The sequence below is a fragment of the Mycobacterium intracellulare ATCC 13950 genome (assembly GCF_000277125.1).
Taxonomy (GTDB): Bacteria; Actinomycetota; Actinomycetes; order Mycobacteriales; family Mycobacteriaceae; genus Mycobacterium; species Mycobacterium intracellulare.
In genome coordinates, this window is sequence record NC_016946.1 from 3,106,399 (window position 1) to 3,128,947 (window position 22,549).

The window sequence follows — 22,549 nt, forward strand, 5'->3', positions numbered from 1 at the left end:
GGTCAGGGGCCGACTTCGTCGTCGAGGATGGCAAAGAGCTGACTCTCGGTGGCGGTGGCGAGGTCGTCGTCGAACGCGTCCTCAGGCTGATCCGGCAGCGCGGACGGTGTCGGACCGGTCGCCGTCGCCAGCAGACCCTCGAGCCGGGCGACGAGCTGTGCCCGGTCGGCGGGGCTCAGCCCGGGCCGGCCCAGCAGTGCCTGCAGTTCCCGCGCGATGTCGTCGAACCGGGCGATGCGATCGGGCTCGGTGGCCGGGGCGGCGACGGAGCCGGTGGCCAGTTCGGTTCCGAGGTGTTCGGCCAATGCGGCCGGCGTGGGGTGATCGAAGATCAGCGTGGGTGAAAGGGTAAGCCCGGTAGCGATTTTGAGCCGGTTTCGCAGTTCGACGGCGGTCAGCGAGTCGAAACCGAGGTCACCGAACGCGTCGTCGGCGTTGACGTCGGCGGTGGTGTGCCCCAGTACCGTGGCCGCGTTGCCGCAGACCAGTTCCACCAATTCGGCTTGTCGCTGTTCGGGACTCAGGCCGTCCAGGCGCGCCCGCAGGCCCGTCAGGGACACCATGTCGGTGTGCTCGAGGACCCGCCGGGCGGGGCGGGTGGCCAGCTGGCTCAGCAGCGGCGGCAGCGTGGCGCTGTGGTGCGCCAGCGCGCCCCGGTCGAGGCGGGTGCCCACCACCATGGGCCGGTCGCCGAGCAGCGCGGCGTCCAACAGATCCAGCGCTTGCCGGGTGGACAACGCGCTCAGCCCGGCCCGGCTCATCCTGGCCCGATCGGCCTCGCCGAGGTGGTGCGTCATCGCCGACGGCTCTTCCCACATCCCCCACGCCACCGACAATCCCGGCAGTCCCCGGGCGTGGCGATGGGCCGCCAGCGCGTCGAGGAAGCTGTTGGCCGCCGCATAGTTGCCCTGACCCGGCGCACCCACGATGCCGGCCATGGACGAAAAGGCCACGAACGCGGCCAGGCCCAGTTCTTTGGTCAGCTCGTGCAGGTGCCACGCGCCGTCAACCTTGGCGCGCAACACCGCGTCGATACGCGCGGGAGTCAATGACGCGACCATCGCGTCGTCGATCACCCCCGCGGCGTGGAACACCGACCGCAGCGGGTAGTGCGAGGGCACCCGCGCCAGCAGGGCCGCGACCGCGTCCCGGTCGCCGACATCGCAGGCCACCACCGACACCGAGGCGCCCAGGTCGCGCAATTCGCCTGCCAGCTCGGCGATTCCGGCCGCCTGCTCCCCGCCGCGACTGACCAGCATCACGTGGGGCACCCGATGCCGCTCGACGAGGTGGCGGGCCACCGCCGACCCCGCCATGCCGGTGCCGCCGGTGATGAGCGCGGTCCCGCCCGCCAGCCCCGCGGGGCCGTCCGGCATGGTGAGCACGACCTTCCCGATGTGACGCGCCTGGCTGACAAAGCGGTAGGCGTCGGCGGCGCTCCGCGCGTCGAAAGCCTTGACCGGCAACGGCGCCAGGGCCCCACCGGCGAACAACGTCATCAATTCGGCCAGCATCTCCGCGATTCGATCCGGGCCGGCCTCCATCAGGTCGAAGGCGCGGTACCCCACCCCGGGGTGGGAGTGCGCGACGACATCCGGATCACGCAGGTCGGTCTTGCCCATCTCGATGAAACGACCACCCCGGCCCAAGAGCCGCAGGGACGCATCGTTGAATTCACCGGCCAGGGAGTTGAGCACCACGCCGAAGCCCCCGGCGCCCACCGCCGCGCGGAACTTGTGCTCGAACTCCAGCGTCCGCGAATCCGCGATGTGGGCATCGTCGAAACCCATGGCGCGCAGCGTGTCCCATTTGCCGCGACTGGCCGTCGCGAACACCTCCGCGCCCCAATGCCGGGCCAGCTGCACCGCGGCCATGCCGACCCCGCCGGTGGCCGCGTGCACCAGCACCCGTTGGCCCGCCCGCAATCCGGCCAACACCGAGAGCCCGTAGTACGCGGTCAGGAACACCACCGGCACGCCGGCGGCCTGAGCCATCGACCAGCCCCGCGGCACCCGCGTGACCAGCCGCCGATCGACGGTCGCCTCCGAACCCGCCAGCCCGAAGATCCCCATCACCGCGTCGCCGACGGCCACATCGGTGACGCCGGAACCGACTTCGGTCACGATGCCGGCGCCCTCGGCACCCAACTGCGCGGCACCGGGATACATGCCCAGCGCCACCAGCACGTCCCGGAAATTCACCCCGGCCGCGGCCACCGCCACCCGCACCTGTCCGGCTTCCAGCTCCGCCGGCGGGTACTCCTGGACCGCCAGATCCTCCAGCGTCCCGGCGTCGCCGGCGGCCAGCCGCCACACCGACGGCGGCTCGGGCAGCGACAACAGCGCCCGCTGGCCGGCCGGCTTCAGCCGGGCACTGTGGGCGATGCCGTCGCGCACCACCAATTGCGGTTCGCCGCAACCGATCACCGTCACGACGTCCAACGAGCCGTCGGTGTCGACCAACACGATGCGGCCCGGATGCTCGGCCTGCGCCGAGCGCACCAGCCCCCAGACGGCCGCGCCGGCCAGGTCGGAGACGTCGTCAGCGGACAGGGTCACCGCACCACGGGTCTGCACCACCAACGTCCCGGCCGCGTCGCCGGACAGCCAGGACTGCAAGACGCCGAGGGCCTCGTGCGCCGCGGCGTAGACCGCGGTGATCGAAGCGCCCGGGGGCGGCTCCCACACGGTCACGCCCTGGCCAACCCCGTTGCCCGGGAGCGAGATCGGCGACCACACCACGTCGAGGAGCTCGCCGCTCCCGGCGCGGGCCGCCAGCGCCGCCGTCAATTGGTCGGCCGACACGGCGCGCGTCACCAACTCCCGCACCGAGAGCACCGGCAGGCCCGACGCGTCGGCCAGGTCGACCGACACGGCGCCGGTGCCCGCCGGCGCCAGCCGCACCCGGACCCGCGACGCACCGGCGGCGTAGAGGCTCACGCCCTGCCAGGAGAACGGCAACACGGTCTCGATCCGCTCGTTCGCCACCCCGAGCGCGTGCAACGCCGCGTCCAGCAGCACCGGGTGGATGCCGAAGCCGCCGGTCGCGACACCGGCGTGCTGCGGGAGCTCGACCTCGGCGAACGTTTCGGCCCCCCGCCGCCACACGGCCCGCAACCCCTGAAAGGCCGGGCCGTACCCGTAGCCGCGGTCCGCCAGGCCGTCGTACGCGCCGGCCACGTCCACCGCCTCGGCGCCGACGGGGGGCCACACCGACAGATCCGTCACCGGGGTGGTCGCGCCGTCGCGCAACAAGCCCTCGGCGTGCAAAATCCAATCCGTTTGCGCCGCACGCGAATACACGGAGACGGCCCGCGCTCCGGTGCCGTCGGCCGCCTCCACCACCACCTGCAGCTGCACGACCCCGCCCGCCGGGACCGCTAGCGGTGCCGACAGCGTCAGTTCCTCGATCACCGAGCAGCCGACCTCGTCACCCGCCCGCAGCGCCAGCTCCACGAAGCCCGCCCCGGGGAACAGCACCGTGCCGGCCACGGCGTGGTCGCCCAGCCACGGTTGGGCGGCCGTCGACAGCCGGCCCGTCAACACCACACCCCCGGAATCCGGCCGGTCCACCACCGCCCCCAGCAACGCGTGCTCGGCCTCGGCCAGACCCAGGCTGGCGATGTTCGCCGATCCTACCGAATCGCTCGACAGCCAAAACCGGCGCCGCACAAAGGCATACGTCGGCAACGGGATGCGCCGCGCGCTCAGCCCGGTGAACGCCGCCGACCAGTCCAGGTCCGAACCTGTCGCGAACAGCTGTCCGGCCGCCGACAGCAGCGAGTCGACCTCGGGGCGGCCCTTGGCCATCGACACCACCGACATCGCGCGGTCGGTGGTCAGGCACTGGTCGACCGCGGCCGTCATCGCCGCCCCGGGGCCGACCTCTAAAAACACACCGGCGCCTAGCGATTCGGCCAGCTGCACGCCGTCGACGAACCGAACCGGCTTGCGCACATGGTCAACCCAGTACGCGACCGTCCCATAGTCGGGCCCGGCCAGCTGCCCGGTCAGGTTGGACACCAACGCGATCCGCGGCTCGCGTGCCGACACGCCGGCCACCACCGCGGCGAAGTCCCCCATCATGGGTTCCATCAGCGGCGAGTGGAACGCGTGCGAGACCGCCAGCTGCCGCACCCGGGCGCCCCCGGCCGCCAGCCGGTCCGCGACCACCTTCACCGCCGACTCCGAGCCCGAAAGCACCAGGGATTGCGGGCCGTTGACCGCCGCGATGCCGACGTCGCCGTTCAGCAGCGGCGCCACGTCGGCCTCGGTCGCGGTCACGGCCATCATCACCCCACCGGGCGGCAACTGCGCCATCAACCGGCCCCGGCTCGCGACGAATCGCGCCGCGTCGGACAGCGAGAGCGCGCCCCCGACGCAGGCCGCGGCGATCTCCCCCACGGAGTGGCCGATCACCACATCCGGTGTGACGCCCAGGGATTCCCACAGCGCGGCCATCGCGATCTCCAGCGCGAACAGCGCCGGCTGGGCGAATTCGGTGCTCTGCAACAACTCCGCGTCGGAGCCCCACATCACCTCGCGCAACGGCAGCCGGCAGTGGGCGTCCACCGCGGTCACCGTCTCGTCAAAAGCCTGGGCGAACGCGGGAAAGCGTTCGTACAAGGCCGCGCCCATGCCCAGCCACTGCGAACCCTGACCGGGAAACACGAACACGCGCTTGCCCGCCGCGCGGGTGCGCCCGGTGATCGCGCCCGGGACCGGCGCCCCCGCGGCCAACCCCGCCAGGCCGGCTGACAGGCCCGCACGGTCGGCGCCGATCAGCACCGCGCGGTGCTCGAACGCCGCCCGGGTGGTCGCCAACGACCAGCCCACGTCCACCGCGGGCACATCCGGTGTGGCGCCCAGGTGGTCCAGCAGGCGTTGGGCCTGACCGGCCAGCGCGTCGGTCGAGCGTGCCGAAACCACCCACGGGACAATGGGATTCGAGCCGTCGTGCGCCGCGGGCACGTCGTTGGGTTCGGCGGGTGCCTGCTCGACGATCACGTGGGCGTTGGTGCCGCTGATCCCGAAGGAGGAGACGCCTGCCCGCCGCGGCCCGCCGTGATCCGGCCAGGGCCGCGGGTCGGTCAGCAGCGACACCGCCCCGGCCGACCAATCCACGTGGGGCGACGGGACATCCACGTGCAGCGTCCTGGGCAACACCCCGTGCCGCATCGCCTGCACCATCTTGATCACCCCGGCCACGCCCGCCGCGGCCGAGGTGTGGCCGATGTTGGATTTGATCGATCCCAGCCACAGCGGGCGGTCCGCCGGGCGGTCCTGTCCGTACGTCGCGAGCAGCGCCTGCGCCTCGATGGGGTCCCCGAGCACGGTCCCGGTCCCGTGGCCCTCCACGGCATCCACGTCCGCCGCCGTCAGTCCGGCGTTGGCCAACGCGGCCCGGATGACCCGCTGCTGCGACGGCCCGTTGGGTGCGGTCAAGCCGTTGGACGCGCCGTCCTGGTTCACCGCGGTGCCCCGCAGCAGCGCCAGGACCGGGTGTCCCAGGCGCCGGGCGTCGGCCAGCCGCTCCAGCACCAGCACACCGGCGCCCTCCGACCACGAAGTCCCGTCCGCCGCCCCGGCGTACACCTTGCAGCGACCGTCGGGCGCCAGCGCCCGCTGCCGGCTGAATTCGACGAACGCCGCCGGGGTCGCCATGACGGTCACTCCCCCGGCCAGCGCCAGGTCGCATTCCCCGGACCGCAACGACTGCGCGGCCAGGTGCATGGAGACCAACGAGGACGAGCACGCGGTGTCCACCGAGACCGCCGGGCCTTCCAGCCCCAACACGTACGACACCCGGCCCGAGGTGACGCTCAAGGTCGAGCCCGTGAGCCCGTAGCCCTCCAGCTCGCCTTTCACCTCGCCGCCATACCCGGCGTGAATGACCCCCGCGAAGACTCCGGTCGCCGTGCCGCGCAGCGCGAAGGGGTCAATTCCCGCGCGCTCCAACGCCTCCCAGCAGATCTCCAGCATCATCCGCTGCTGGGGGTCCATGGCCAGCGCCTCGCTGGGCCCGATGCCGAAGAACCCGGCGTCGAAGTCCCCCGCGTGCTGCAGGAAGCTGCCGTGGCGGGTGTACATCTTGCCTTTCGCGTCCGGGTCCGGGTCGTAGAGGCCCTCGACGTCCCAGCCGCGATCGAGCGGGAAGTCCGACACCGTGTCCCGCCCCTCGGCGACCAGCTCCCAGAGGGCGTCCGGGGTGTCCACGCCGCCGGCGTAGCGGCAGGCCATGCCCACCACCGCGACCGGTTCGGACAGTTGGCCTTCCAGCTCGGCGACGCGCCGCCGGGTCCGCCTGAGATCCGCCGTGAGGCGCTTCAGGTAGTCGACGTGCTGCGCGGTGCCGGGCGTTGCCGCTCCTGGCGGGGTGTCAGCGGCCGAGTTCTTCATCGAGGATCGCAAAGAGTTGGCTTTCGGTGGCGGCATCGAGGTCATCGTCGAGGTGTTCGGAGTCGGCCGGATCGGCGGGCGCAATGGCGCCGAGCAGGGTGTGGATGCGCGCCCGCAGCACCGAGCGGTCGTCGGCATTCCAGTCGGGCGCGCCCAGCAGCGCCTGCAGTTCGCGGGTGATGTCGTTGACCCGGGCCATCAGGTTCGGCTGCACGTCGGTGCCGGCCCCCGCCAGTTGTGTGTCCAGGTGCCCGGCCAGCACGGTCGGCGTGGGGTAGTCGAAGATGAGTGTTGGCGAAAGGGTAAGGCCCGTCGCGTTTTTGAGCCGGTTACGCAGCTCGACCGCGGTGAGCGAGTCGAAGCCGAGCTCCTGGAACGCGCGGCCGACGTTGATGTCGGCCGGGTTCGGCACGCCCAGCACCATCGCCGCGTTGCCGCGAACCAGGTCGATCAATTCGCGCTGCCGGGCCTCGGGGCTCAGGCCGTTCAGGCGTGCGCTCAGACCCGTGCTCGACGCGGCGGCGCCGGTGTCGTCGACCACGCGCCGGGCCGGGCCGGCGGCGAGTTCGCGCAGCAACGGCGGCAGCGCGGCGACGTTGTCCGACAGGGCGGCCCGGTCCACGGCGGCGGCCACCAGCACCGGACGGTCGACCAGCATGGCGGCGTCGAAGGCCGCCAAGGCCTGCCCGGTGGGCAGCGGCGCCAGGCCGATCCTGCTCATCCGGGCCTTGTCCCGGTCGCCGAGGTGCGCCGTCATCGCCGAGGCCTGTTCCCACAGGCCCCAGGCCAGTGACAGGCCCGCGAGGCCGTGGGCGCGCCGGTAGGCGGCCAGCCCGTCGAGGAAGCTGTTGGCTGCCGCGTAGTTGGCCTGTCCCGGGGTCCCCACGATCCCGGCCATCGACGAAAACACCACGAACGCCGACAAATCCAGATCGCGGGTGAGCTGGTGCAGGTTCCAGGCACCGTCGACCTTGGCCCGCAGCACCGCGTCCACCCGGTCCGGGGTCAGCGACGAGATCAACCCGTCGTCGAGGATCCCGGCGGCGTGAACGACGCCGCGCAGCGGATAGTGCGCCGGTATCCGGGAAAGCATCGCCCCCACCGCGTCGGGATCGGCGACGTCGCAGGCCTCCACCGACACGTCGGCGCCGGCCCGCCTCAGCCCGTCCACCAGTTCCGCGACACCGGGGGCCTCCGCGCCGGCCCGACTGACCAGCACCACGTGGGCCACCCCGTAGCGGTCGACGAGGTGGCGGGCCAGCGCCGAACCGGCCATCCCGGTGCCGCCGGTGATCACCACACTGCCCCCGGCCAGCCCGCCGCCGCAGCCGCTGAGCACCTCGCCGGGCCCCGACGGCACGGTGAGCGCGACCTTGCCGACGTGGCGGGCCTGGCTGACGTACCGGTAGGCCGCCGCGGCGCAGCGGACGTCGAATGTCCTCTGCGGCAACGGTGTCAAGACCCCGCGGGTCAACAATCCGACGATCTCGGCCAGCATGGCCGCCGTCCGGTCCGGGCCGGCCTCCAACAGGTCGAAGGCCCGGTACTGGGCGCCCCCATATTGTTCGGCGACGACGCGCGGGTCGCGGACGTCGGTCTTGCCCATCTCGATGAATCGCCCACCGGGCGCCAACAGCCGCAGCGAGGCGTCGGTGAAATCGCCGGCCAGGGAATTGAGCACGACATCGAAGCCGCGGTCACCCGCCACCGCGCGGAACTTCTCCTCGAACTCGAGCGTGCGGGAATCCCCGATGTGGTCGTCGTCGAATCCCATCGCGCGCAAGGTATCCCACTTGCCGCGGCTTGCGGTGACGAACACCTCCGCACCCCAGTGCCGCGCCAGTTGCACCGCGGCCATGCCCACTCCCCCGGTGGCGGTGTGCACCAACACGCGCTCCCCGCAGCGCAGCCCCGCCAGCACCGACAACCCGTACAGCGCGGTGAGGAACACCACCGGCACGCCGGCGGCCGCGACCAGCGACAGCCCGTCGGGCACCGGTGTCACCAATCGCTGGTCGACCACCGCCTCGGAGCCGACGACCCCCAACAACCCCATGACCGGATCACCGACGGCCAACCCGGTCACGTCGGAGGCGACCTCGACGACCACACCGGCGCCCTCGGCCCCCAGCTGGCCGCCGCCGGGATACATCCCCAGCGCCACCAGCACATCGCGGAAGTTGACCCCGACCGCGGCCACCGCCACCCGCACCTGCCCGGCAGTCAATTCGGTTCGCGGGCAAGGGCTTACGACGAGGTCCTCCAGGGTGCCCTCGCCGCCGGCGTCCAACCGCCAGCCGCCGGCCGGCAGGCCGATCGCGGAGTCCGCCCGCACCGGCCGCAGCCGGGCCGCATAGGCGACACCCCGGCGGACCACCACTTGCGGCTCACCGCAACCGATTACCGCGTGGGCATCCAGCGACCCGTCGGAGTCGATCAGCACCATGCGGCCGGGGTGCTCGGCCTGCGCCGAGCGCACCAGGCCCCACACCGCGGCGCCGGAAAGGTCCGAAACGTCTTCGCCGGCAAGCGCGACCGCGCCGCGGGTCCGCACGGCCAGCACCCCGTCGCCGTCGGCGCGCAACCACGATTGCAGCACCTCCAAGGCCTCGGCGGCCGCCGCGTGCACCGACTTCACCACGTCGCCGCCGTGATCGGCCAGCTCCCACACCGTGGCCTTCGCGCCGTCGTCCTCGCCGCCCAGCGTGATCGGTGACCAGGTCACGTCGAGCACTCCCTGGGCGAGCGGGCGCTGCGCGGGAACCGCCGCGGTGGCCAATTGCTCGGCGGAGACCGGGCGCATGGCCAACGCGCCCACCGACAGCACCGGCAGCCCCGCTCCGTCCGCCAATTCCACCGAGACCGCCCCGGCGCCGGCGGGCGCGATCCGTACCCGCGCCCGCGCCGCGCCCGACGCGTGCAACGACACGCCCTGCCAGGAGAACGGCAACACGGTCATGTCCTGCTCGCCGGCGGCCCCGATCGCGTGCAGCGCGGCGTCCAACAGCACGGGATGGATTCCGAAGCCGCCGTCGGCCGCGGCGGCGTCGGGCACGGCGACCTCGGCGAAGAGCTCGTCCCCGCGCTGCCACATCGCCCGCAATCCCTGGAATGCGCGGCCGTATTCGTAGCCGCGCCGGGCGAGCGCGGCGTAGGCGCCCGAGACCTCGACCGCGGTCGCCCCGATGGGCGGCCACACCGAGAGGTCCGCGGCCGGCGTCACCGCCCCCGGCCGCAACAGTCCCTCGGCGTGCAACACCCACTCCGAACCCGGCTGCGCGGCATCCGAATACACCGACAGCCGACGCCGACCCGACTCGTCGGCCGCCCCGACCACGAGTTGCACCTGCACTCCGTCGCCGGCGGGCAGCACCAAGGGCGCCGACAGCGTCAGCTCGTCGAGCACGCCGCAGCCGACCTCGTCACCCGCGCGGATGGCCAGCTCGACGAATCCCGCGCCGGGGAACAAGACGGTCTGGCCCACCGCGTGATCGGCCAACCAGGGGTGGGCGGCCGTCGACACCCGGCCCGTGAGCGCCACACCGCCGGAGTCGGGCCGGGGCACCACCGCGCCGAGCAGCCCGTGCTCGGCACCGCTAACCCCCAGGGTGGCGGCGTCAGACGAGCCCGTCGATCCGCCCGGAAGCCAAAAGTGTTGCCGTACAAACCCGTACGTGGGCAGGTCGACACGCCGGCCGCCCAGGCCGTCGAACGCGCCGCGCCAGTCCACACCCACGCCCGCCACGAACGCCTGCCCGGCCGAGAGCCAGAAGCGGTCCGGGCCGCCGTCGTCGCGGCCCAACGACGGGATGACGCAGCCCTGTTCGTCGTCGGGCAGGGTCTCTTCGATGGCGGCCATCAGCACGGGGTGCGGGCTGGATTCGATGAACGCCCGATAGCCCGCGTCGCAGGCGCAGCGGACCGCCCGCTCGAACTGCACCGTCCGCCGGATGCTGCGGAACCAGTAGTCGGCGTCCAGTCCCGCGGTGTCCATGAGCTCACCGGTCACGGTGGAGAAGAACGCGACCGAGGACGACCGCGGTGCAATGCCGTCCAGCGCCGCGGCGAGGGGCTCGCGGATCGCGTCCACCGCGGCGGAATGCGAGGCGTAGTCGACATCGATGCGGCGGGCGCGGATGTTGTCGGCTTCGCACCGCCGCATCAATTCGCTCAGCGCGTCCACCTCGCCGGAGACCACCACCGCCGAAACACCGTTGACCGTGGCGATATTCAATCGCTCACCCCACGGCGCGATCAGCTGCTCGGCGCGCGGCAGGGCGCAGGCCAGCGAGACCATGCCGCCCCGGCCCGACAGCCCCACCAGCAGCCTGCTGCGCAGCGCCACCACCCGGGCGGCGTCTTCCAGCGACAGCGCCCCCGCCACGCAGGCCGCAGCGATTTCGCCCTGGGAATGGCCGATCACCGCATCGGGCACCACGCCCACCGAACGCCACAACTCCGCGAGCGACACCATGACCGCCCACAGCGCCGGCTGCACCACGTCCACCCGGTCCAGTCCGGGCGCGCCCGGCGCGCCGCGGATGACGTCGATCAGCGACCAGTCGACGTGATCGGCGAGCGCCCCCGCGCACCGGTGCAGCTGCTCGGCGAACACCGTTGAGCCGTCCAGCAATTGGGCGCCCATGCCGGCCCATTGCGAGCCCTGGCCGGGGAACACGAACACCGTCTTGCCGGGCGGGTGCGCGCGGCCCACCGCGACGCCGGCCCCCTGCTCGCCGGCCGCCAACTCGGCCAGCCCCCGCAGCAGCTGCGCGCCGGTGGCGCCCACGACCACCGCGCGGTGCTCGAAGCGCGACCGCGTCGCGACCAGCGACCAGCCCACGTCGACCACCCGCAGCGCGGGGTGGGCCTTCACGTGCGCCAGCAGCCGCGCCGCCTGGTTCGCAAGCGCCTCGGCCGACCGGGCCGAGAGGACCCACGGCACCACCACGTCATCGCCTGGGGGCGAGTCGCTTTCGGGCTCCGGCGCATACTGCTCGACGATGACGTGCGCGTTGGTGCCGCTGATGCCGAACGACGAGACGCCCGCGCGGCGCGGCCGGTCGGGCGTGGACCAGGGGCGCGATTCGGTCAGCAGCGATACCGCGCCGGCCGACCAATCCACGTGCGGCGTCGGCTCATCCACGTGCAACGTCTTGGGCATCACGCCGTGGCGGATCGCCTGCACCATCTTGATCACTCCGCCGGCGCCGGCCGCGGCCGACGTGTGACCCATGTTGGATTTGATCGACCCCAGCCACAGCGGCCGGTCCGCGGGCCGGTCCTGCCCGTAGGTGGCCAGAAGCGCCTGCGCCTCAATCGGATCCCCGAGCGTGGTGCCGGTCCCATGGCCCTCCACCAGGTCCACATCCGCGGTGCCCAGCCGCGCGTTGGCCAGCGCCGCCCGGATCACCCGTTGCTGCGAGGGCCCGTTGGGCGTCGCCAGCCCGTTGGACGCGCCGTCCTGGTTCACCGCGGAGCCGCGCACGACCGCCAGCACCGGGTGTCCGAGCCGGCGCGCGTCGGCGAGCCGCTCCAGCACGAGCACGCCGACGCCCTCGGAAAACCCGGTGCCGTCGGCCGCGCCCGCGTAGGCCTTGCAGCGGCCGTCGGCGGCCAGCGCCCGCTGGCGACTGAATTCGATGAACATCGCCGGCGTGGCCATCACCGTCACGCCGCCGGCCAGCGCCAGATCGCATTCACCGGAACGCAACGACTGCGCCGCCAAATGGAGGGCCACCAGCGACGACGAACACGCCGTGTCGACGGAGACCGCCGGGCCCTCGAGCCCCAACGAGTACGCCACCCGCCCGGATGCCACACTGAGCGTCGAGCCGCGCAGGCCGTATCGCTCCAAGTGTCCGGGCACCCGGCCCTGTCCCCCGTAGGAGCCGTGAAAGATCCCGGCGAACACGCCGGTCGACGAACCGCGCAGGGTGACGGGATCGATTCCGGCCCGCTCCAACGCCTCCCACGACACCTCGAGCAGCAGGCGTTGCTGCGGGTCCATCGCCAGCGCCTCGCTGGGCGCGATCCCGAAGAAGGCGGCGTCGAAATCCCCGACGTCCGAGAGGAACCCGCCGCAGCGCGCGTAGGACTTTCCGACCGCGTCCGGATCCGCATCGAAGAGCCCGGCCAGGCTCCAGCCGCGGTCCGACGGGAACTCCGAGACGACGTCGCGGCCCTCAACCACCATCTCCCACAACGCCTCTGGCGAGTCCACCCCACCGGGATAGCGGCATCCCATGCCCACCACCGCCACCGGTTCGGTGGTGGCGGCGAGGTATTGGCGGTTCTCGCGCTTGAGCCGCTCGTTTTCCTTCAGCGATTGGCGAAGGGCCCGGACGAGCTCTTCGGTGTTGCCGTTCATCGAACGCGGCCTTTCGTGTCACTCACAGCGCCGGCTCCTCCAAAGGGCCGTCGGTCGACCCACCGTCACAACCTCCCCGCCGCCCCAAGAGGGCGCCTCAGGGCAGGAACGGAGGTACACGAGCGACCATCAGTGCCAACGCAACAACACCAATTCGGAACAGAATCCCGGCCCCATCGCGAGCATCAGGCCGGGACTTCCGCTCGGCGGCGGCTTGGCGAGGGTGTCGCGCAGCACGTGCAACACCGACGCCGACGAAAGATTGCCGATCTCGCCGAGCGAACGCCAGGTGAGTTCGAGGGCCTCCGGCGGCAGGCTGAGCGCCGCGTTGATCGCCTCGATGACCTTGGGCCCGCCGGGGTGGCTGACGAACGCGCCGATGTCGGTCGGCGTCAGGCCATGGGCGCCGAGAAACTGGGTGACGTCGTCCTCGATGTATTGCTCCACGACCGCCGCGACGTCCTTCGACAGGACGAGCTCGAATCCGCCCGAACGCACGTCGAAGCCCATGGTGCGCAGCGAATCGGGATACAAGTGGCTGCGCGAATCCAGCACGCTGGGCCCGGCGGCGGCGAGCTGTTCGGCGCGCCGGTCGCCCACGGCCACCACCGCCGCGGCGCCGTCGGCGAACAGGGCGCTGCCGACCATCCCCGCCAGCGACGGCTTGTATCCGGGGTAGGTCAGCGAGCACAGCTCGACCGAGACCAGGGCGGCGACGGCGTCGGGCGCGCCACGCAGGTAGTCGTTCGCTCGGGCGACACCGGCCGCGCCGGCCACGCAGCCGAGGCCGAACAGCGGCACGCGGCGCACGTCGTCGCGCAGGCCGAGCCGCGCGGCGATCCGGGCGTCCACCGACGGCACCGTCAGTCCGGTGACGGTCGTCGTGATCAGCACGTCGACGTCCTGCGCCCGCAGTCCCGCCTCGTCGAGCGCGCCGGACAGCGCCTCGCAGCCGAGGTTCACGGCGTGCTCGGTGAAGATCCGGTTGGCCATGCCGAAGTCGGTCAGCGTGGGGTATTGCTCGAGCGGCAGCACCAGGTGGCGGCTGTCGACTTTGGCGCTGGCGTGCAGCTGCCGGACGATGTCTTCGTAGTCCGCGAACTCGGGGATGCTCACGAAGAAGTCGGTGAGCTCGCGCTGCGAATAACGGTGCGGCGGTAGCGCACCGAAGACGCCGGCGACGACGCTCATTGGTTTCCCACCCCTTGGTCACGGGGATCCGGCCCGAAACGTTCATCCGGATCGCTTTGAGCCCGCAGTCTAGTCGGCGAGACAGCGCGGGGCACGGAAACCGACGTCATCTCAACGGCTCCCGCGCCCCCGGTCCTCGAGCCGCTCTTTGAGCGTTCCGGCGCTGGCCAGGACGTTTTCGATCTGCTCGGCGACCCGGACCGGCGCGGTGCCGCCCCACGCGTCGCGCGACGCCACCGAGCCCTCGATCGTCAAGACCTCGCGAACCTGCGGTGTCAGGTCGCCGCTGATGGCGGCCAGCTCGTCGTCGGTCAGCTCGTCGAGCCCGACGCCGCGCTGCTCGGCGGCGCGCACGGCCGCACCGGCGGCCTCGTGCGCGGAGCGGAACGGCACCCCCTGGCGCACCAGCCATTCGGCGATGTCGGTCGCCAGCGTGTAGCCGGCCGGCGCGAGGGCGGCCATCCGGTCGACGTCGAACGTCAGGCTTCCCACCAGCCCCGCCATCGCGGGCAGCACCAGCTCCAGCTGGGCCACCGAATCGAACACCGGTTCCTTGTCTTCCTGCAGGTCACGGTTGTAGGCGAGCGGCTGGGCCTTCAGCGTGGCCAGCAGGCCGGCCAGGTTTCCGATCAGCCGACCCGACTTGCCGCGGGCCAGCTCGGCGATGTCCGGGTTCTTCTTCTGCGGCATGATCGAGCTGCCGGTGGACCACGAGTCGTGCAGGGTGACGTAGCCGAATTCGGTCGAGCTCCACAGGATGACGTCCTCGGCCAGCCGGGACAGGTCGACGCCGATCATGGCGAGGACGAACGCCGCCTCCGCGGCGAAATCTCGGGACGCGGTGGCGTCGATGGAGTTGTCGGCGGGGGCCGCGAAGCCGAGCTCCGCGGCGATCGCGCCGGGGTCCAGGCCCAGCGACGACCCGGCCAGCGCCCCGGAGCCGTACGGGGAGATCGCGGCCCGCTTGTCGAAGTCGACGAGGCGGTCGACGTCGCGCAGCAGCGGGTGGGCGTGCGCGAGCAGGTGGTGGGCCAGCAGCACCGGCTGGGCGGACTGCAGGTGGGTTTTGCCGGGCATGATGGCGTCGGGGTGCGCGGCGGCCTGGGCGGCCAGCGCGCCGACGACGTCCAGCGCCCCGGCGGCGACCCGGCGCACCGCGTCGCGCAGCCACATCCGGAACAGGGTGGCCACCTGGTCGTTGCGCGACCGGCCGGCCCGCAGCCGCCCGCCCAGCTCGGGCCCGACGCGGTCGATCAGCCCGCGTTCCAGCGCCGCGTGCACGTCCTCGTCGGTGACCAGCGGCGAAAAGCTGCCGTCGGCGACGTCGGAGGCGAGCTGGTCCAGGCCGGCCAGCAGCCCGTCGCGCTGCTCTTCGGTCAGCAGCCCGGCCCGGAACAGGATCACGGCGTGGGCCCGCGAGGCGACGATGTCGTAAGGGGCCAGCACCCAGTCGAAATGGGTGGACTTGCTCAGCGCGGCCAGCGCGTCCGACGGGCCGTCGGCGAACCGCCCGCCCCACAGCGACCCCTCGCGCGTGCTCACGCTTCGGCCGGGCCCGTCACCGTCTGATCCCGGCGGGACGCGATCTTCGACGACAGGCCGTGCACGTAGACGAAACCCTTTGCGGCCGACTGGTCGAAGCTGTCGCCCTCGTCGTAGGTGGCCAGGTTGAAGTCGTACAGCGATTCGGCGCTGCGCCGCCCGTTGACCGCGATGTGGCCGCCGTGCAACACCATTCGCACCTCGCCCGTCACGTGCTCCTGGGTCTTGGCGACGAAGCTCTCCAGTGCCTCCTTGAGCGGGGAGTACCACAGCCCGTCGTACACCAGCTCGGCCCAACGCTGATCGGTGTGCCGCTTGAACCGGCCCAGCTCGCGCTCGAGCGTGACGTGTTCGAGTTCGGTGTGCGCGGTGATGAGCACCATGGCGCCGGGCGCCTCATAGATCTCGCGGCTCTTGATGCCCACCAGCCTGTCCTCGACGACGTCGAGGCGGCCGACGCCCTGCGCGCCGGCGCGGGTGTTGAGCTCCTCGATGGCGCCCAGCACCGACACCCGCTTGCCGTCGATCGTCACCGGCACGCCGCGCTCGAACCCGACGATCACCTCGTCTGGGGTGCTCCAGTTCAGCGTGGGGTCTTCGGTGTAGGCGTAGACGTCCTTGGTGGGCGCGTTCCAAAGGTGTTCCAGGAAGCCGGTTTCCACCGCGCGGCCCCACACGTTCTGGTCGATCGAGAACGGCGAGCGCTTGGTGACGTTGATCGGGATGGCGTTCTCCTCGGCGAACGCGATCGCCTTCTCGCGCGTCCAGGCGTAGTCGCGGACCGGCGCCAGCACCTCGAGATCGGGTGCCAGCGAACCGAATCCGACCTCGAACCGGACCTGGTCGTTGCCCTTGCCGGTGCAGCCGTGCGCGACGATGCTGCCGCCGTGCTCGCGGGCCGCCGCCACCAGGTGCTTGACGATCAACGGCCGGCTGATCGCCGACACCAGCGGGTAGCGATCCATATAGAGGGCGTTGGACAGGATGGTGGGAAGGCAGTAGCCCTCGGCGAATTCGTCGCGGGCGTCGACGACGACGGCCTCCACCGCCCCGCAGTCCAGGGCCCGCTGGCGGATGACCTCCATGTCTTCGCCGCCCTGGCCGAGGTCGATCGCCACCGCTACGACCTCACGGCCGGTCTCCTTGCCGATCCAGCTGATGGCCACCGAGGTGTCCAGACCGCCGGAATACGCCAGGATGACGCGTTCTGACATGAACCAATCTCCTTAGGTTGAAATCGCTTACGTGAGTTTTTCCAATGTGGTGGCCAGTTCGGCGCCGGTCATCGGCTCTCGGGCGGCCACGAAGACGGTGTCATCGCCGGCGATGGTGCCGACGACGTACGGTAGCGCCGCGCGATCGATCGCGCTGGCCAGATAGTTGGCACCGCCGGGCGGGGTGCGCAGCACCGCGAGGTTCGCGCTGGAGTCGGCCGACACCAGCAGCTCGCCGAGCAACCGGGACAGCCGGGCGGTGCCGCCCGACACGCCGCGCACCGGGCTGCCGTCCTCGGGAACGATGTAGACGCCGACGCCGCCGTCGGCGCCGCGCAGCTTCACCGCGCCCAGCTCCTCCAGGTCGCGCGACAGGGTGGCCTGGGTGACCTCGATGCCCTCGCCGGCCAGCCGGGCCGCCAGTTCGCTTTGGCTGCTGATCGACGCCGACGACAGGATCGCCACGATGCGGTCCTGGCGCCCGGCCCGGGTGGTTTCGGGCGTGGTTTTCGAGCGGGTCATGACCGCCGCTCCAAAAGCCATGTCAGCAGCGCCTTTTGGGCGTGCAACCGGTTCTCGGCCTCGTCGAAGACCACGCTGGCCGGGCCGTCCATCACCTCGTCGGTGATCTCGTCGCCGCGATGAGCCGGAAGGCAGTGCAGCACAATGGCTTCCGGGTCGGCCAGCGACAGCAGGTCGGCGTTGATCTGATACGGCCGGAACGGTTCGACCCGGTCCAGGCCGTCGCCCTCCTGGCCCATCGACGTCCACGTGTCGGTGACCAGGACGTCGGCGCCGCGCGCGGCCGCCCCGGCGTCGGCGGTGACGGTGACCGAGGCGCCGGTGTCCTCGGCGCGCCGGCGGGCCGCGGCCACGAACGCCGGATCGGGGGCGAAGCCGTCCGGGGCGGCGATCGTGACGTGGATGCCGGCGGTGACCCCGCCGAGCATCAACGAGTGCGCCATGTTGTTGGCGCCGTCGCCGAGGTAGGTCATCCGCAGGCCACGCAGCGCTCCCTTGCGTTCGGCGATGGTCTGCAGGTCGGCGAGCACCTGGCAGGGGTGGAACTCGTCGGACAGCGCGTTGACCACCGGCACCGTCGCGGCCCCGGCCATCGCCTCGAGTCGCTCGTGGGCGAACGTGCGCCAGACGATGGCCTCGACGTAGCGGGACAGCACCCGCGCGGTGTCCTCCAGGGTCTCGTCGCGGCCCAGCTGGGTGCTGCGGGCGTCGACGACGACGGCGTGCCCGCCGAGCTGGGCGATGCCCACCTCGAACGAGAACCGGGTGCGGGTGGAGTTCTTGTCGAACAGGACCGCGACCCCGCGCGGCCCCTCCAGCGGGCGGGCGCTGAACGGGTCCTTCTTCAGCTCGGCGGCCAGCTGCAGCACTTCGGACTGCTCGGTGGGCGACAGGTCGTCGTCGCGCAGGAAATGCCTAACCACGTGCGGCCCCCTCGAGAATTCCCGGCAGCGCGGAAATGAACCCGTCGAGCTGGTCTTCGGTGATGATCAGCGGCGGCGCCAGCCGGATGACGTCGGGCGCGGCGGCGTTCACCAGGAACCCGGCCTCGCGCGCGGCCGCCTCGGCGTCCTTGGCCCGCGCCGCGGTGAGCACCACCCCGCACAGCAGTCCGCGCCCGCGCACGTGGTCGACGAGCGGGTGACCGAGCCCCTCGATGCCGTGCCGCAACGACTTGCCCAGCACCTCGGCGTGGCGGACCAGGTTGTCGGACGCCAGCACCCGCAGCACCGCCAGCGCCGCCGCGGTGCAGACCGGATTGCCGCCGAAGGTGCTGCCGTGCAGGCCCGGCGTCATCAGCTCGGCGGCGCGCCCGACGGCCAGGCACGCCCCGATGGGCAGGCCGCCGCCGAGCCCCTTGGCCAGCGTGACCACGTCGGGGGTGATGCCGTCATGCTGGTGGGCGAAAAACGTTCCGGTGCGGCCCATCCCGGTCTGCACCTCGTCGAGCACCAGCAGGGCGCCGTGCCGCGCGGTGACATCGCGCGCGGCGGCCAGGTATCCCTCGGGCGGGACGACGACGCCGCTCTCCCCCATGATCGGCTCCAGAAACACCGCCGCGGTGTCGTCGTCGACCGCCGCGGCCAGCGCCGCGGCGTCGCCGTACGGCACGTAGGTGACGTCGCCGGGCAGCGGGGCGAACGGCGCCCGCTTGCTCGGCTGCCCGGTCAGCGCCAGCGATCCCATCGTCCGGCCGTGGAAAGCCTCGTGCGCGGCAACCAGTTTCGTGCGGCCCGTGAGCCGGGACATTTTGAAGGCCACCTCGTTGGCCTCGGTGCCGGAGTTGCAGAAGAACACCCGCGCCGGCGTTTCCTCGGGCGCGCCCAGCAGGGCCACCAGTTCCTCGGCCAGCGCGATGCCGGGTTCGGTCGCGTACAGGTTGGACGTGTGGCCCAGCGTCGCCATCTGCCGGGTGACGGCCTCGATGATCGCGGGGTGGCGGTGGCCCAGGATGTTGACCGCGATGCCGCCCAGCAGGTCGAGGTAGCTCTTGCCGTCGACGTCGGTGACCACGGCCCCGTCGCCACTGGCCAGGGCCATCGCGGGGGTGCCGTAGTTGTTCATCATCACGGCTTCCCAGCGCCGCTTCAGGGCGTCGGTATTACTCATGCCTTCCACCTGCGCCGCTCCTCCTCATCGCTGCGCTCTGCATCGTCGCCGGCGGATACCACCTTGGTGCCCGTGCCCGCGTCGGTGAAAAGCTCCACCAGCACACAATGTTCGACCCGGCCGTCGATGACGTGCGCGCTGGGCACGCCCGCGGTCACGGCCCGCAGACACGCCTCGACCTTGGGAATCATGCCCGCCTCCAGCGTGGGTAGCAGTTGCGACAGTGTGGCCGTGTCGATTTCGCTGACCAGCGAATCGCGGTCGGGCCAACTCGTGTACAGGCCTTCGACGTCGGTGAGCATCAACAGCTTCTCGGCGTGCAGCGCGTCGGCCAGCGCCGCCGCGGCGGTGTCGGCGTTGATGTTGTGCACCACACCTTCGGCGTCCGGCGCCAGCGTCGACACCACCGGAATGCGCCGTGCGGCAATAAGATCCAGCACCGCGGCGGTATTGACCCGCTCGACGTCTCCCACCAGGCCGATGTCGGTGGCCACGCCGTCGACGGTGACGCTGCGCCGCACGGCGGTGAACAACTGGGCGTCCTCGCCGGTGATGCCGACCGCGTACGGTCCGTGCGCGTTGATCAAGTTGACCAGCTCGCGGCCGACCTGGCCGAACAACACCATCCGCGCCACGTCGAGCACTTCCGGTGTGGTGACCCGGAATCCGCCCTTGAAGTCACCCTGGATGCCGAGCCGGCGCAGCATCGCGCTGATCTGCGGGCCGCCGCCGTGCACGACGACGGGGTGCACGCCGCAGTTGCGCAGGAACGCCATGTCGGCGGCGAACGCGTGCCGCAGCGTGTCGTCGGTCATGGCGTTGCCGCCGTACTTGATGACGACGATCTTGCCGTGCAACTGCTTGAGCCAGGGCAGCGCCTCGGCGAGCACCTGCGCCTTGACCGCGGTGGATAAGTCGCTGGCGCGGGTCATGAGCTGTAGGCCGAATTCTCTTCGACGTAACCGTGGGACAGGTCGGTGGTCCGGATGGTGGCCCGTCCGTCGCCGAGCCGCAGATCGACGGCGATGTCGATGTCGGCTTCCGAGAGATCCACCTCGCGCGCCCCCGGCGCCCCCACCCCGTCGGCGAAGACCGTGGAGCCGTTGAACGACACCGTGATCCGATCGGGATCCAGGGCGATGGGCGCGATGCCGACGGCGGCGAGCACCCGTCCCCAGTTGGGGTCCGAACCGAACACCGCCGTCTTGACCAGGCTGTCGCGGGCGATGGTCCGCGCGGCGACCAGGGCGTCGTCCTCCGAGGCGGCGCCGGTGACGGTGACGTTGACGCGCTTGGTGACGCCCTCGGCGTCGGCCTGCAGCTGCGCGCACAGGTCGTCGCAGACACGCAGCACGGCGTCGTCCAGATCGCGCTGATCCGGCGCGATCCCGCTGGCCCCGGAGGCCAGCAGCAGCACCGTGTCGTTGGTCGAGCACGCGCCGTCGATGTCGAGCCGGTCGAAGGTGCGCGCGGTGGCGTGGCGCAGCGCGGAGTCCAGTGCGGCGGCGTCGACGGCCGCGTCGGTGGTCAGCACGCAGAGCATGGTCGCCAGCGACGGCGCGAGCATGCCCGCGCCCTTGGCCATCCCGCCGATCGTCCAGCTGTCCGGGTGGTGCAGCGCAACCTGTTTGGGCACGGTGTCGGTGGTCATGATGGCCTGGGCCGCATCGTCGCCTCCGGACAGGCCGCCGGCCATGTCCTGCACGATCGCGCGCACGCCGGACAGCACCTTGTCCATCGGCAGCCGGTCGCCGATCAGCCCGGTGGAGCACACCGCGACCTCGATGGCCCCGGTCTCGGTGCCCCAGTCCGACAGCGCGGCCGCGACGGCCTCGGCCGTGGCGTGGGTGTCCTGGAACCCGCCCGGCCCGGTGCAGGCGTTGGCGCCGCCGGAGTTGAGGATCACCGCGCGCAGCGCGCCCGTGCTCAGCACCTGCTGGCTCCACAGCACCGGCGCGGCCTTGACCCTGTTGCGGGTGAACACGCCGGCGGCCGCGTAATCGGGCCCCTCGTTGAAGACCAGGGCCAGGTCGCGCTTGCCCGAGGCCTTGATGCCGGCGGCGATGCCCGCCGCCCGGAATCCGGCCGGCGCGGTGACGCCCTGCTCGCGCAGCAACCGCGGCGTCTCGGTGCGCGTCACGGCGCCACCCCGATCACCGAAAGGCCTTCCGTCTCCGGCCAACCCAGTGCCAGGTTCATCGACTGCACGGCGGCCCCGGCCGTGCCCTTGACCAGGTTGTCGATCGCGGCGATCGCCACGAATGTCTGGGCCGCCTCGTCCACCGCGGCGGCGATGTGCGCCGCGTTGCTGCCGATCACCGCACCCGTGCGGGGCAGCTGACCGTCGGGCATCAGGTAGATGAAAGGCTCTGCGTCGTAAGCCTTTTCGTAGGCCTCCCGCAGCTGCGGCAACGACGCACGGGTGCGGGCGGTGCACGTGGCCAGGATCCCGCGCGACGTCGGGATCAGCACCGGGGTGAATGACACCGTCACGTCGCGGCCGGTGACGGCCCCCAGCCCCTGGGCGATCTCCGGGGTGTGCCGGTGCGCCCCGGCGATGTTGTAGGCGCGCGCCGACCCGATGACCTCGGCGCCCAGCAGGTCGGTCTTGGCCGCCCGCCCGGCCCCGGAGGTGCCGCTGACGGCGACGACCGTGACGGCGGGCTCGACGAGGTCCTCGGCCAGCGCGGGCAGCAACGCCAGCAGCGCCGCGGTCGGGTAGCAGCCGGGAACCGCGATGCGGCGCGCGCCGCGCAGCCGCTCGCGCGCGCCCGGGAGCTCCGGCAGCCCGTAGGGCCAGCTGCCGGCGTGCGGGGTGCCGTAGAACCGCTCCCACGCGGCGGCGTCGGTGAGCCGGAAGTCCGCGCCGCAGTCGATGATCACGGTGTCGGGGCCGAGCTGAGAGGCCAGCGCGGCCGAATGGCCGTGCGGCAAGCCCAGGAACACCACGTCGTGGCCCGCGAGCACGGCGGGCTCGGTCGGCTCGACGACGCGCTGGGCCAGCGGCGTCAGGTGCGGATGGTGCTCGGCGAGCGTGCTGCCGGCGCTGGCAGCGGCGGTCAGCGCGCCGATCGACAGGCGCCCCTGGGCGTAGGCCGGGTGCCCGAGCAGCAGGCGGAGGATTTCACCGCCCGTATAGCCGCTGGCACCGGCAACTGCCACCTTGATCACGTCGGCCATTTCGACGATTTTGCATGGTTATG

10 protein-coding genes and 1 pseudogene are annotated in these 22,549 nt (G+C 71.9%); all 11 read right to left on the reverse strand.

The window, feature by feature from the left end:
• Positions 1-2: 2 nt before the first annotated feature.
• On the reverse strand, positions 3-6,398 hold the full coding sequence (locus tag OCU_RS39250; protein WP_014380319.1) for a type I polyketide synthase: 6,396 nt from the start codon (positions 6,396-6,398) through the stop codon (positions 3-5).
• The gene (locus tag OCU_RS39255; RefSeq protein WP_014380320.1) at positions 6,379-12,768 is read right to left on the reverse strand and encodes a type I polyketide synthase; all 6,390 of its coding nucleotides are present in this window, start codon (positions 12,766-12,768) and stop codon (positions 6,379-6,381) included. Before OCU_RS39255 ends, OCU_RS39250 begins: the two co-directional genes overlap by 20 nt.
• A gap of 129 nt (positions 12,769-12,897) precedes the next feature.
• A complete protein-coding gene (locus OCU_RS39260) occupies positions 12,898-13,959 on the reverse strand; it encodes a type III polyketide synthase (protein ID WP_008257616.1) in 1,062 nt (353 codons plus the stop codon).
• Positions 13,960-14,070: 111 nt separating this feature from the next.
• The gene (gene argH / locus OCU_RS39265) at positions 14,071-15,501 is read right to left on the reverse strand and encodes an argininosuccinate lyase (protein WP_014380321.1); all 1,431 of its coding nucleotides are present in this window, start codon (positions 15,499-15,501) and stop codon (positions 14,071-14,073) included.
• A complete protein-coding gene (locus OCU_RS39270; protein WP_008257621.1) occupies positions 15,498-16,715 on the reverse strand; it encodes an argininosuccinate synthase in 1,218 nt (405 codons plus the stop codon). Before OCU_RS39270 ends, argH begins: the two co-directional genes overlap by 4 nt.
• A gap of 27 nt (positions 16,716-16,742) precedes the next feature.
• Complete coding sequence (locus tag OCU_RS39275; protein WP_009954337.1) at positions 16,743-17,237, reverse strand: arginine repressor; 495 nt, start codon at positions 17,235-17,237, stop codon at positions 16,743-16,745.
• Positions 17,234-18,160, reverse strand: a complete 927-nt coding sequence (gene argF / locus OCU_RS39280; protein ID WP_014380322.1) for an ornithine carbamoyltransferase — start codon at positions 18,158-18,160, stop codon at positions 17,234-17,236. Before argF ends, OCU_RS39275 begins: the two co-directional genes overlap by 4 nt.
• Entirely contained in the window at positions 18,153-19,355 is a 1,203-nt protein-coding gene (locus OCU_RS39285) for an acetylornithine transaminase (protein WP_014380323.1), read from the reverse strand. The genes argF and OCU_RS39285 overlap by 8 nt, the downstream gene beginning before the upstream one ends.
• Complete coding sequence (gene argB, locus OCU_RS39290) at positions 19,343-20,278, reverse strand: acetylglutamate kinase (protein ID WP_009954340.1); 936 nt, start codon at positions 20,276-20,278, stop codon at positions 19,343-19,345. The genes OCU_RS39285 and argB overlap by 13 nt, the downstream gene beginning before the upstream one ends.
• Positions 20,275-21,486: a bifunctional glutamate N-acetyltransferase/amino-acid acetyltransferase ArgJ gene (argJ, locus tag OCU_RS39295; RefSeq protein WP_014380324.1), complete on the reverse strand. Its 1,212-nt coding sequence runs from the start codon at positions 21,484-21,486 to the stop codon at positions 20,275-20,277. Before argJ ends, argB begins: the two co-directional genes overlap by 4 nt.
• Positions 21,483-22,542 (reverse strand): annotated as a pseudogene (gene argC, locus OCU_RS39300) (N-acetyl-gamma-glutamyl-phosphate reductase). Before argC ends, argJ begins: the two are co-directional and overlap by 4 nt.
• Positions 22,543-22,549: the final 7 nt, after the last annotated feature.

Excerpts from the sequence above, each read along its gene's own strand:
- OCU_RS39255 (WP_014380320.1), bottom strand. The coding sequence starts at position 12,768 with ATGAACGGCAACACCGAAGAGCTCGTCCGGGCCCTTCGCCAATCGCTG.
- OCU_RS39250 (WP_014380319.1), bottom strand. The coding sequence starts at position 6,398 with ATGAAGAACTCGGCCGCTGACACCCCGCCAGGAGCGGCAACGCCCGGC.
- argB (WP_009954340.1), bottom strand. The coding sequence starts at position 20,278 with ATGACCCGCGCCAGCGACTTATCCACCGCGGTCAAGGCGCAGGTGCTC.
- OCU_RS39270 (WP_008257621.1), bottom strand. The coding sequence starts at position 16,715 with ATGTCAGAACGCGTCATCCTGGCGTATTCCGGCGGTCTGGACACCTCG.
- OCU_RS39260 (WP_008257616.1), bottom strand. The coding sequence starts at position 13,959 with ATGAGCGTCGTCGCCGGCGTCTTCGGTGCGCTACCGCCGCACCGTTAT.
- OCU_RS39275 (WP_009954337.1), bottom strand. The coding sequence starts at position 17,237 with ATGACCCGCTCGAAAACCACGCCCGAAACCACCCGGGCCGGGCGCCAG.